This window comes from Streptomyces sp. LN549 (assembly GCF_043203805.1).
Classification (GTDB): Bacteria; Actinomycetota; Actinomycetes; order Streptomycetales; family Streptomycetaceae; genus Streptomyces.
Genome location: NZ_JAZHRI010000002.1, coordinates 690,497 through 702,683 on the forward strand (window position 1 = coordinate 690,497; position 12,187 = coordinate 702,683).

Genomic DNA, 12,187 nt, shown 5'->3' on the forward strand with positions numbered 1-12,187 from the left:
CAATTGTTCTCTTCTCCCAGAACTCCGACGACACCGGCTGGGGAAGGGGCTGAGAGAAAATGACCGATACCTTCACGGAACGCCGCGACGGGGCGGCGGATCCCGGGATTCCGCGAGAGCGCGCCGGCGGCACAGGCACCGTCGCCCCTCTGCGCCTTTCCCTCCTCGGCCCGCTGCGAGCTTCCCGCAACGGTCTGCCGCTGCCTCTCGGTCCGCTGAAGCAGCGCCTCGTTCTGGCAGTCCTGCTCACCCGTCCGAACACACCCGTGTCACTGGAGGAGCTGACCGACGCCGTCTGGCCGGACGATCCGCCCCGCACCGCCCGCAAGAACCTCCAGGTGTACGTCTCGGTGCTCCGCCGGGTACTCGACCCCGACGACCTCGGCCGACTGCGCCACGGCCCCGGCGGCTACGTCCTGCACCTCACCGCGGACGAGTGCGACAGCCTGCGGTTCGAGGAACTGGCCCGGTGCGGCGACGCCGAGGCGCGCGCGGGCGCTCCGAGCCGCGCCGCCCGGCTCTACCGCCAGGCGCTGGACCTGTGGCGGCATGACCCTTTCAGCGATCTCGCCGCCCGCGCCGATGTACTGCGTGCCGCGGTCGAGCGGCAGCACGCCCGCCGGCTGGCCGTCTACGAGGCGTGGGCGGAGGCGCAGTTGGAGACCGGCGAGCCGGCCCCGGTCGCCGACACCGTGGACGAGATGGTGAGCCGCTACCCGCTGCGAGAGCGGCTGCGCGCCGCCCAGCTCACCGCGCTGCACCAGGTCGGGCGGAGAACGGAGGCGCTGGCCGCCTACGACGAGTGCCGCCAGCAGCTCTCCCGGGAACTGGGCCTGGAACCCGGTGCGGCGCTGCAGTGCGCCTACCGCTCCTTGCTGGAGGACGCGGCCCCGCCCCGGCCACGCGGCGGCCCCACCGGTTCCCGGCTGCTGCCGCCGGACCTCGCCAACTTCACCGGGCGGACGCGGGAGCTGGAGGCCGTCACCGCACAACTGCGGCGCGAGGGCGGACCGCCGGTGCTCCTCACCGGCCCGGCAGGCGTCGGCAAGACGGCCCTGGCCGTGCGCGTCGCGCACCGCCTTGCCGCGCACTACCCCGACGGCGTGGTCGCTACCCGGCTCTGTGCCGAGGACGGTTCCACGCGCGCGTGGACATCGGTGCTGGCGGAGCTGGCCCGTTCCCTGGGCTGCACCGAGCGGTTTCCCACCGACCGGGAAGAGGCAGCCACCGCCTGGCGCTCCTGGCTGTCCGGGCGCCGGATCCTGCTGTTGCTGGACGACGCTCCCGACGCCACCGCACTCGGCCCGCTGCTGCCGCCGTCGGGCCCCACCGCCGCGCTGGTCACCTCCCGGAGCCGACTGCCCTGTCTGGAGTCCGCGCACCGGACCGAACTCCCACCCCTGTCCGCCGAGGAGGCACTGGACCTGCTCGGCGGAATCATCGGCCGGACCCGCCTGGCGGCCGAGTATCCCGCCGCCGCACGCATCGCCACCGCCGCCGGGCTCCTCCCGTTCGCCCTGCGGGCAGGCGGGAACCGGCTGTCCGTGCTGCGGCACATGCCGCTCGGGCAGTACGCGGACCGTCTCGAACACCCTTTGGAGGCCTTGGACGAACTCGCAGCCGGCGGCCTCGGGGTCCGCGCCCGTCTCGCAGGCGCCTGGGCCCGGCTGACCGTACCCGCCCGCGACACCCTCCAGGCCCTGGCCGCTCTGCCGGACCCGTCCTTCTCCCTCCCCACCGCCGCCCGCGCCCTGGGACTCGACGGACGGAACGCGCAGCGTGCCCTGGAGGACCTGATCGACGCCGGTGTCCTGGCTCCACCGCCCGGTCCCGACGTGGCCGCGCACACGGGGGCGGGAGTGGCGGCCGTTCACTACGAACTGCCTTGGCTGACCTTGCTGTTCGCGCGGGAGCAGGCGGCCGGGCCTGGAATGCGGTGCTAGGGCCACGTCGGCCCGGGCGTGCCCAGTCATCGGCGGAACCAGGATCCGCCCCCCGGGCCGGGCCGGCCCGGGCCGGAGCCACCCGCCCGGATGGGGCCCGAGCCGGAAGGGGGAGGCCGGGGCCGCCCGCACCATGCCGGGGGCGAACGGCGCGCAGCCAGAGGCAGTCCTCTCCGGGCAGCTGTTCAGACGCCGCCCGTGGCAGCGGCAGGACCGGAGGACTGCACACGTGCCAGATAGCCGGCCTGGAAGCGGCTGGCCGCTCCCAGCTGCTCCATGATCTCGGCGATGTGCTTGCGGCAGGTGCGCAGCGACATGCCCAGCCGCCGGGCCACCATCTCGTCCTTCATCCCCTCCGCGAGCAGCCGCACGATGGCCTGCTTCACCTCGTCCCGCGCCGAACTCTCCGTCCAGGCCGGGTGGTAGGGCTCGGCCAGCGACCAGGTGTGGTCGAAGGTCGCGCACAGGTACGCCACCGTGGACGGCTCGTGGATGACGATGGCCGCGTCCAGGTCGTCCTGATGCGGGATGAACACCGTCTCCTCGTCGAAGGCCACCATGCGGCCGAACAGTTCACTCATCGTCCTGATCTCGGCCCCCTCGTCGGTCATCCGCCGCGCGTACTCCTGCGTGGGCAGGTGGTAGCGGGCCGTGTGCTGGTACAGCGTGCGCATCCGCACGCCGCGGCGCAGCATGTCCCGGTCCCGGATGAACGCCTGCTCCAGCAGCGTCGGGGAGCGGCCACCGCCGGGGTGGCAGGTGCGGACCTCCTGCCGGCACCGCATGGTCGCCTCTGTGATCATGCCCACGACGGTCTTGAGGTCCGTGACCTCGGTGAGCGGCGCACGTCCCTGCCACCGTCGCCGTCCTTCCGCATAGAACGGTGCCAGGAGGGCCAGCTCGCCCCGCAGTTGGTCGATCTCGGCGAGCTGCCTGCGCAGCCCCGCCTCCTTCGGCGCGACCAGCGCGGCGATGGCCGCGTCCGGGGCCACCGGCACCAGCCGGTCGGAATCCTCGGGCAGGTATCGCAGCAGCAGCAGTTCGGTCAGCGTCACCACCGCCGAGGCCGCGCAGCCCTCCGGCAGCCCCAGTTTCGCGCCGAGCGTCTTCGCGTCGCACGATCCCTGATCACTCACCCACCGGAACACCCGGACGGCGTCCTCGGACAACTTCGCGCCGGACGCCGACCCCCCGGCCGTTGTGCGAAGACCCGGTAACTTACCGTCCTCACCTATGCCGCCCATCCAACCCCCTCATCAGCCAGATGGCTCCGCACTCACCCGTACAGATGTCTATTGTTCAGATGCGCGGTAGATATTCCCAGACCCCCTGGAAGGAATCACCGTGGAACGAACCAAAGGGGCAATCGCCGCGCTCCTGGGACTCGTCACTCTTCTCAGGGGCCGGGTTCGCTCCCGGCGGCACCGTGCCGGTGGCGACGCGGGTACGGCACGCGAGGTGCTCAACCAGCCTCCGCGCCCCGTGCGCGGCGACGGTGACGACACACCGACCGTGCCCACGCCCCACTGGTGACGGGGCTGGCGTGCCGACGAGTCCGCCCGGCCCAGCGCCCTGCCGGGCGCGAACCAGGAGCGGTATGAGCAGGCGTTGTCCCGGTCGGCAACGGGCCGGGCGCCCCTGGAGAGCAAACACTGCTGCCGCCGCCGGATGTCCGGCGGCGGCAGTCCGCTGATCCGCACCCTCTCGCAACGCCGGCCGGCACTGCGGACCACGGAAGTGAGGTCGTCCGGGTCCGGGCTCGCGGCGGTGTTCCGCGGGCGCGAGGCGGTTGTCAGACGCGGACGAGCGCCTCGTACCGCATCCAGCCCACGCCGTCGGCCGCCGCTGCGGTGCTGACGCGCGCGTAGGTCACGTTGTACGAGTTGTCGACCCAACTGGCGTATTCGCAGCCGGGGCCGGGTGCGCCGACGATGTCACCGGCCTGCTTGGTCTTCACGATCACGCTGTAGGGGTTCGGTTCCTCGTACACGCCGGCCGTCGGCCACAGGACCTTGTAGTCGCAGCTGGACTGCGCCGCCGCGACGGCACTCTGCGCAGTCACGAGCGCACCGGCGGCGGAGAGTGCGGTGACAAGAGCAGCGGCAGTGAGAAGTCTTGAACGCATGGGTGCTCGTTCTCCCGAGTTGATAGTGAGTCAGGGGTGCACAGAATGACAGGTCGTTCGGCAATCCTGCTCACCGGCCTCGCTTTCACCGGTTCGGCGAGATGGTCCCGCAGGAACAGGAGAGAATCGCTCCTCACCCCAAACACACCAAATATCCTCGAGCCGAACAAAGCGCCCCTGAAGGCTTGCAGGGAATGACGATTCTGCTTCCCGTTTTCGATACCGGACGACAGCATCCGCTGAAATCTGCGGGCAAAAAGTGTATTTCCGTCATGTGACCGGTACCTGTGGCGTCCGCGGAGTTCACGGCCCGGGGCTGTCGCCCTTCGGTCCGCCGCCGACCGCTCCGGGTCCGCCCGGCTCCACGGGCTCGCCCGGGGTGGCGAGCCGGTCGACCGCGTCGACGCCGACCACCGCGCCGGTGGACTTCCTTCCGCGTCGCAGTCTGCGCTCCAGCCACGAGGCGAACGTGGTGAGCGCGAAGTTCAGCACGACGAAGATCACCGCGACGACGGTGAAGCACGCGATCGTGTTGGCACCGTAGTTCGCGCTCATCGGGCGGACCGAGGCGAGAAGCTCGGAGAAGCCGAGCATCGCGCCGCCGAGCGCGGTGTCCTTCACGATGACCACCAGCTGGCTGACCAGCGCCGGCAGCATCGCGGTGACCGCCTGCGGGAGCAGCACGTTCGTCATGGTCTGGCCCTTGCGCATACCGATCGCCTTGGCGGCATCGGTCTGTCCCCGGGGCAGCGACAGGATTCCGGCGCGTACCACCTCGGCGAGCACCGAGGCGTTGTAGAGGACGAGCCCCGTGACCACGGCGTACAGCGGCCGGTTGTCGGGACTCACGTCGGTGAACTCCGCGTACGCCGCGTTGGCGAAGAGCATCAGGATCAGCACCGGGATGGCGCGGAAGAACTCCACGACGGTTCCCCCCGCTCCACGCACCCAACGATGTTCGGAGAGCCGGGCGATACCGAAGAGCGCCCCGAGCGGCAGCGCGATGACCATGGCGAGCGCGGCGGCGATGAGGGTGTTCTCCAGCCCCGGCCAGATGTACGTGGCCCAGGCACGGGAGTCCGTGAAGAAGGGCCTCCACTTCGCCCATTCCAGCTGGTTCTTGTCGGTGAGGCTCTGGATCACCCACCAGATCACCAGGCCGAGCGCCAGCAGGAACACGATCGTGTAGATGACGTTGCGCCGCTTGGCGCCGGGCCCCGGTACGTCGTAGAGGACGTGGGTCATCGCTTCACGGCAGCCTTCTTGCTGACCCAGCCCAGGAACAGCCCGGTCGGCAGCGTGAGGCAGATGAATCCGGCCGCGAAGATGGCGGAGATGAGGATGAGCTGGGCCTCGTTCTCGATCATCTCCCGCATCAGGGTCGCTGCTTCGGCGACCCCGATCGCGGCGGCCACGGTGGTGTTCTTCGTCAGGGCGATCAGTACGTTCGCCAGCGGGCCCACGACGGACCGGAATGCCTGCGGAAGGACGATGAGCCTGAGCCACCTGCGGGAAGCTCAGACCGATGGCGCGGGCAGCCTCCGTCTGCCCGACGGGCACCGTGTTGATGCCGGAGCGCAGCGCCTCGCACACGAATGCGGAGGTGTAAGCGATCATGCCGAGCACGGCGAGCCGGAAGTTGATGGTCTCGAAGTCCTCCGCTCCGAGGCTGACGCCCATGGTCTGGAACAGTCCGAGCGAGGTGAAGATGATGATCACCGTCAGGGGGATGTTCCGCACGACGTTCACGTAGGCGGTGCCGAAGGCGCGCATGAGGGGGACGGGGCTGACCCGCATGGCGGCCAGGAGCGTTCCCCAGATCAGGGCGCCGATGGCGGAGTAGACGGTGAGCTGCACCGTCACCCAGAAGGCTCCCAGCAGGTCGTAACCTTCAAGAAAGTCGAACACGATCTCCCGCACTTCCGGGTGGGCGGAGCGTGAGGCGCGCCGCACCCCTGGGGGGCGGCGCGCCGGTCAGCGCCGCGTCAGGGGACGATGACGCCGATCTTCGGTGCGGGCTCGTTCTTGTAGTCCGCCGGGCCAAAGTTCTTGTTGACGTACTCGTCCCAGGTGCCGTCGGCGACCATCTTCTCCAGGGCCGTGTTGATCTTGGCCTTGAGGTCACTGCCGTTCTGGACGCCGATGCCGTAGTTCTCGTTGCTCAGCTTGAATCCGCCGAGCCTGAACTTCCCTTCGAACTCCTTCTGGGAGGCATAGCCGGCCAGGATCGAGTCGTCGGTGGTCACCGCGTCGATGACCCCGTTCTCCAGGCCGGTGATGCACTCCGAGTAGCCGCCGTACTCCTGCAACTGCGCCTTGGGCGCGAGCTCCGTCTTGACGTTCTGCGCCGAGGTGGACCCGGTGACGGAACAGAGCTTCTTGTTGTTCAGGTCTTCGGGTTTCTTGATGGAGTCGTCGTCCGCGCGGACGAGGATGTCCTGGTGTGCCAGCAGGTAGGGACCCGCGAAGTCGACCTTCTTCTCACGCTCGTCGTTGATCGAATAGGAGGCGGCGATGAAGTCGACGTCGCCTCGCTGGAGGAGCGTCTCGCGGTCGGCGCTCTTGGCTTCCTTCCACTCGATGTCGCCGGGTTCGAAGCCGAGCTCCTTGGCGACATACGTGGCGACATCGACGTCGAAGCCGGTGTACTTGCCGTCCGGGGTCTTGAGACCGATTCCTGGCTGGTCGAATTTGATGCCGATGGTGATGGTGTCGTCGCCGCTGCCCGCCGCGGTGCCCGCGGCGGTGTCGTTGCGACCGTCGGAACCGCAGGCGGCCGCGGTCAGGGACAGCAGGAGGGCGGCCGCAGCCGCGGCGGTGGTCTTACGAGGGTTCATGGTGGTCATCCCTGGGGATTGCTGCACGGATGTGGGGGGCGGGAGCGGCGAGCACGTGGTCCCGCTCAGTGGTGGAGGATCTTCGAAAGGAAGTCCTTGGCGCGCTCACTGCGCGGGTTGCTGAAGAACTCACCGGGCGTCGATTCCTCCACGATCCGGCCGTCCGCCATGAACACCACACGGTTGGCGGCTGAACGGGCGAAGCCCATCTCATGGGTGACGACGGCCATCGTCATACCGTCGCGAGCGAGCTGCTGCATGACCTCCAGCACCTCGTTGATCATCTCGGGATCGAGTGCCGAGGTCGGCTCGTCGAAGAGCATCACCTTCGGGTCCATGGCGAGCGCCCGTGCGATCGCCACGCGCTGCTGCTGTCCACCGGAGAGCTGGGCCGGGTACTTGTCCGCCTGGGAGGCCACGCCCACCCGTTCCAACAGGGAGCGCGCCCGCTCGCCGGCCGACGTCCTGTCCTTCTTACGGACCTTGATCTGGCCCAGCGTGACGTTCTCCATCACGGTCTTGTGGGCGAAGAGGTTGAAGGACTGAAACACCATGCCCACATCGGCGCGCAGCCTGGCCAGCTCGCGGCCCTCGGCCGGCAGGGGCCTGCCGTCGATGGCGATCTCGCCCGAGTCGATGGTCTCCAGCCGGTTGATGGCGCGGCACAGCGTTGATTTGCCTCCGCCGGACGGGCCGATGATGACCACGACCTCGCCCCGGGAAATGGTCAGGTCGATGTCCTGGAGCACGTGGAGCGTGCCGAAGTGCTTGTTGACATGGCTCAGCACGACCAGGGCATCGCTCATGCCCGGCACGACATCCCCCTTGGTCACCACTGCTCCACTCATCGGACTCATCGTCCGTCCGAGTCGCCGCGGTCGCATGCGGAGAGGGCCGAGTGCGCCCGCCGGGCAGGCCCGTGTGGGCCGAACGAGGTCACGCCCCCGATGGGCAAGTGGCGAACCCTCCCGGCACAGCGCTGCCGACCGTCTCCGGCGCGGGATCGAGAAGCGGGCGCCGTCAGGGAGCTGGTGTTGTGCCGGCCCTTCTCGGCGACCTGCCGTCCCGCGGACCCGGGCCGTTTCGTTCTGGATCAGCGCGTGGACGGACTCCGGCCGGGCTGACCCAGTAAGGGTTCGCTCAGGTTCGCCGCGTCGAGGACCCTTCCATTCCGAAACCGAAACCGAAAACGGGAAACGGGAAACGGGAAACGGGAAACGGGAAACGGGAAACGGAAAGCCGGAATCAAACAGACGCGGGAATCGCCAGCGCAACTACCGACTGGCATCCTGGCCCGTTGGTGCTCGCGGCGACCAAAACCAGATTCTCCACCTTCCCTTTACCACCTATGCTTGGGGTCTTTGGGCTCGTTTTCCCATCGGTATCAGGCATGATCCCCGTCGCCCTCCCACTCCGGTCATATCCCTGTTCCTCCGCCGCTATATCTGCAACGGCTACCCAGGGTTCGACCGAATGGACCCGGCATGAGAGGAACCCCAGCCGACGCACGGCTGGGGTTCCTTGAGGCGGTGAGCAGCGATCATCAGGTGGAGTTGCCCACGCCGCGAACCGCTCGTCCGCACACCGGCGGATCGCACCACATCGCGATCACCGTGGATCAGACGGGTCAGCGCTGCAGGGTGAGGACACCCGGCCGCCACGGCAGTTGATCGTAACTGCCACCCGCGGTGGGCGACTTGCCCTGATAGAGGAACTGCAGGTTACAGGGGTCGATGGTCATGGTCTGGTCGGGGTTGTTGCGGACCAGGTCACCGTGGCTGATGTCGTTGGTCCAGGTGGCACCGCTGTTGGCCTTGCCCGCGAAGGGGTTGCTCTCGCTGCCGGCCTGCAGGGTCCACGAACCGCTCAGGCTGGGGGCTGTGAACGACCGGAAGTAGCGTCCGTTCGCCCCCATCGCCTCAACGATCATGAGGTACTGGTTCTGGTCCTGAACCTTGTAGACCTGCACCGCCTCGAACAGGTTGTTCGTCGAGTCGCTCATGACCGTCGTGTACGACGAGCCGAAGCTGCCGGGGAAGTTCCCGATCGGCATGCTCGCCCGGTAGATCTTGCCGTTGTCACCGGCGAAGAACAGGTACATGTTCTGGCCGTCGGCGATCAGGGTCTGATCGATCGGGCCGGTGCCGGAGCCGGAGATGCTACCGGTGAACAGCGGCTGCGGCGAGGACCAGCCGTTGGGGTTGGTCGGGTCGCTCGACGTGCGGTAGACGAAGGGCGACGCACCCCACTGGTACGCCAGCACCCAGATGTTCTTGGGCGCGAAGTAGAACAGCGTGGGCGCCACTGCGGCCTGACCCATCCCGGTCTGGCCGGCCGATCCCATGTCCGACCAGTTCGTGAAGGGACCGAACGCCATCGAGCCGTACGACGATCCCGACACGTTCGAGGCGTAGACCAGGTGCTTGCCGTTGTACACCACGTTGGTGAAGTCCTTCAGCGCGACCCACCCGTTCGCCGGCTGCGCCAGGACACCCGTCGACGTCCACCGGTACGTCGACGGAAGAGAACATGAACCTCCCGGCGGGGTCGATGTGCCCGACAGGCCGGTCCACTTCTGGTTGCTGCCGCCGTTGCACGTCCAGATCTCCACCGCCGTGCCGTTGGCCGTACCGGCGCCCGTAGCCTCCAGGCACAGCCCGGACTCCACGCCGACGATTGTGCCGTCGGAGTTCACCCGCCACTGCTGGTTCGCACCGCCGGAACAGGTCCAGATCTGCACCCGGGTACCGGCCGCAGTGGCGTGGCCCGGAACATCCAGGCACTTGTTGCCGTACACGGTCAGCTGGCTGCTGTCCGTCGACGTCCACTGCTGGTTGGTCTTGCCCGAGCAGTCCCAGATCTGCAGGTACGTGCCGTCGGTCTGGACGGCATTCGGTACATCGAGGCACCGGCCGGAACCAACACCGCGCAAGGCGCCGCTGCTGGCCGCCTGAGCCGGGCCGGCGACGAGCATCGCCGCCAACGCGACCAGGGCCGCAACCACGGCGGCGAGCACCACAGATGGATGCCTGCGGCTGAAACTTCCTCTGCGCATGGGGACTTCCTATTCCTGGAATATACGGTTCCGGCCGGCCCGGTCAGAGGCTGTCCGGACTGTCGAGGCCGGCGCGGACCTGCCCGAATTGGCGAGGCCATGACATGCGCATATGCGGCATACTCCTTACGGTTCGGCCGAATGCGGTGGACACAGCCCGGGAGGTGCCCCGCCGTGCGGGTGGAGCGGCTTCACCTGTTCGAGATATCGAACATGGGTCGAAGTTTCGAGCAACCTGAATGATAGGGAACCAGCGAACGGCGTCAATACCTCCCGCATGAATCGCGAGTGACTCCGAAACATTCGCAGAGCTTCCTGGATGAAACACCGCAGGTTGAACCGACCGGATGGTCGGGATGGGCGAATGGCGGCCCTCTCACTACAGAGCAGAGCCGGCTTCGTGGACAGAGTCGACCCAGCCGACCCTCGGCCAACCGTCGAGCCGCCACACGCAAACCTAAGTGCACCCGCCACCATAAGTTTCGACGAACTTTCGGAAACTAGTCATTGACTGTCACTCCGCGCCGAGCACATACTCTCCCAGCGATCGACACCTCCCCGTAACGGACACGACTCCACGCGGTCACACCCGTCCGCGCGGCACGTCCACACATGCATGCCCGGAACCGGAAAGCAGGGGTTGCAGGGATCTCACCGACTTCGCGCACGCACCCGGCCTTCACCGTCACGGCCTGCCTGCCCGCCACTTGAACTCCGGATCAGCGCAGGTACAAGGCTTTTGGCACCCAATAGACCACTACATGCACGGCCTGTTCACACCAGTTGTGTCAATGACGACAGATCAGGAAGTCTGCACAATGACGAGGAAAGCACGCAGCGCGACGGCTGTCGCGATCGGCTTGGGCATCGCACTCACTGCCACCGGCTGCGCCGGCGGCAGCACCGACGGCGGCGGCGGTTCGTCCGATGGCCAGGTCACGGTGACCGTCTGGGAGAACGCGACGACCGGGCCCGGCGTGAAGTACTGGCAGGACGCGGCGAAGGCGTATCACGCGCTGCACCCGAACGTCACGATCAAAATCCAGGGCATCCAGAACGAGGACCTCGACGGCAAACTGCAGACGGCGCTCAACTCGAGCTCCGCGCCGGACATCTTCCTGCAGCGCGGTGGCGGCAAGATGCGGGCCATGGTCAACGCCGGTCAGATCCAGGCACTGGACCTGACCGCCACTGACAAGGCGAATGCAGGCGCGGCAGCCATCGCGGGCAACACGATCGACGGCAAGGTCTACGCGATGCCGAACGACACGCAGCCCGAGGGCATCTACTACAGCAAGGACCTGTTCAAGCAGGCCGGCATCACCTCGACGCCGACGACGATGGACGAGCTCGAGGCCGACATCGCGAAGCTGAAGGCGATCGACGTCGCGCCGATCGCGGTCGGCGCCAAGGACGCCTGGCCGGCCGCGCACTGGTACTACAACTTCGCCCTGCGCGAGTGCAGCCAGGACACCTTGACAACGACTGCCAAGTCGCTCGAGTTCACCGATGAGTGCTGGACCAAGGCCGGCGACGACCTGGATGCGTTCCTGAAGGCCGACCCCTTCCAGAAGGGCTTCCTGACGGCTTCGTCGCAGCAGGGCGCCGGGTCGTCGGCGGGCATGCTCGCAAACCACAAGGCAGCCATGGAACTCATGGGCAACTGGAACCCCGGTGTGATAGCCAGCTTGACCCCGAACGAGAAGCCGCTCCCTGACCTGGGCTGGTTCCCCTTCCCCGCCGTGGCCGGTGGCCAGGGCGACCCGACCGCCATCATGGGCGGCAGCGACGGATACTCGCTGTCCAGGAACGCACCGAAGGACGCATTCGGCTTCCTCCAGTTCATTGTGACAAAGGACCAGCAGGAGCCCTTTGCCAAGGCCTTCAACGCGATCCCGGTGAACAAGGACGCCCAGGGGGTCGTCACCGACTCCTACAACGTCTCGGCCCTGCAGGCCTTCAACAAGGCCGGCTACGCCATGCAGTTCCTCGACACCGAGTACGGCCAGAACGTCGGCAACGCGATGAACACCGCCGTCGTGAACCTCTTGGCCGGCAAGGGCTCCGCCGCCGACATCGTCAAGGACACCAACGCTGCTGCCGCGAAGGGCTGAGTAAGCAGACAATGAGCAACACCCTGGGTACTGACACGGCCGATGGCCGCCGGTCGCAGGGCGCGCCTGGAGTCGGGGGCACGGCCGAGTCCGCGCCCCCGACTTCGCTGCGA

9 protein-coding genes and 1 pseudogene are annotated in these 12,187 nt (G+C 67.7%); 3 read left to right on the plus strand and 7 right to left on the minus strand.

What is annotated here, in order from left to right; all coding sequences use genetic code 11:
- Window positions 1-59: 59 nt before the first annotated feature.
- Window positions 60-1,943, plus strand: a complete 1,884-nt coding sequence (locus SH922_RS03125) for a BTAD domain-containing putative transcriptional regulator (RefSeq protein WP_393054419.1) — start codon at window positions 60-62, stop codon at window positions 1,941-1,943.
- A gap of 185 nt (window positions 1,944-2,128) precedes the next feature.
- Here SH922_RS03125 and SH922_RS03130 read toward each other — a convergent pair whose 3' ends face one another.
- Window positions 2,129-3,079 (minus strand): LuxR C-terminal-related transcriptional regulator, encoded by a 951-nt coding sequence (locus tag SH922_RS03130; protein ID WP_393054421.1) that lies wholly within the window; start codon window positions 3,077-3,079, stop codon window positions 2,129-2,131.
- A 208-nt stretch (window positions 3,080-3,287) separates the two neighbouring features.
- On the opposite strand from SH922_RS03130, the gene SH922_RS03135 reads away from it, so the two are divergent.
- Window positions 3,288-3,476, plus strand: a complete 189-nt coding sequence (locus tag SH922_RS03135; protein WP_393054423.1) for a hypothetical protein — start codon at window positions 3,288-3,290, stop codon at window positions 3,474-3,476.
- 259 nt (window positions 3,477-3,735) lie between these two features.
- On the opposite strand, the gene SH922_RS03140 is transcribed toward SH922_RS03135, so the two are convergent.
- The 6 genes and pseudogenes from SH922_RS03140 to SH922_RS03165 all read right to left on the minus strand — a co-directional run bounded on the left by SH922_RS03140 (window position 3,736) and on the right by SH922_RS03165 (window position 9,960).
- Complete coding sequence (locus SH922_RS03140; protein WP_393054425.1) at window positions 3,736-4,068, minus strand: glycosyltransferase; 333 nt, start codon at window positions 4,066-4,068, stop codon at window positions 3,736-3,738.
- A gap of 303 nt (window positions 4,069-4,371) precedes the next feature.
- On the minus strand, window positions 4,372-5,313 hold the full coding sequence (locus SH922_RS03145) for an amino acid ABC transporter permease (RefSeq protein WP_393054427.1): 942 nt from the start codon (window positions 5,311-5,313) through the stop codon (window positions 4,372-4,374).
- Window positions 5,310-5,976: pseudogene (locus SH922_RS03150) on the minus strand (amino acid ABC transporter permease). Before SH922_RS03150 ends, SH922_RS03145 begins: the two are co-directional and overlap by 4 nt.
- 77 nt (window positions 5,977-6,053) lie before the next feature.
- Complete coding sequence (locus SH922_RS03155; protein ID WP_393054429.1) at window positions 6,054-6,905, minus strand: glutamate ABC transporter substrate-binding protein; 852 nt, start codon at window positions 6,903-6,905, stop codon at window positions 6,054-6,056.
- Between the two features lie 65 nt (window positions 6,906-6,970).
- Window positions 6,971-7,711 carry an amino acid ABC transporter ATP-binding protein gene (locus SH922_RS03160; RefSeq protein ID WP_393063450.1) on the minus strand — a complete coding sequence of 247 codons (741 nt, stop codon included), beginning with the start codon at window positions 7,709-7,711 and terminating at the stop codon, window positions 6,971-6,973.
- An 821-nt stretch (window positions 7,712-8,532) separates the two neighbouring features.
- Complete coding sequence (locus SH922_RS03165) at window positions 8,533-9,960, minus strand: non-reducing end alpha-L-arabinofuranosidase family hydrolase (RefSeq protein WP_393054431.1); 1,428 nt, start codon at window positions 9,958-9,960, stop codon at window positions 8,533-8,535.
- A 761-nt stretch (window positions 9,961-10,721) separates the two neighbouring features.
- Here SH922_RS03165 and SH922_RS03170 point away from each other — a divergent pair.
- A complete protein-coding gene (locus SH922_RS03170; RefSeq protein WP_393054433.1) occupies window positions 10,722-12,074 on the plus strand; it encodes an ABC transporter substrate-binding protein in 1,353 nt (450 codons plus the stop codon).
- Window positions 12,075-12,187 lie beyond the last annotated feature (113 nt).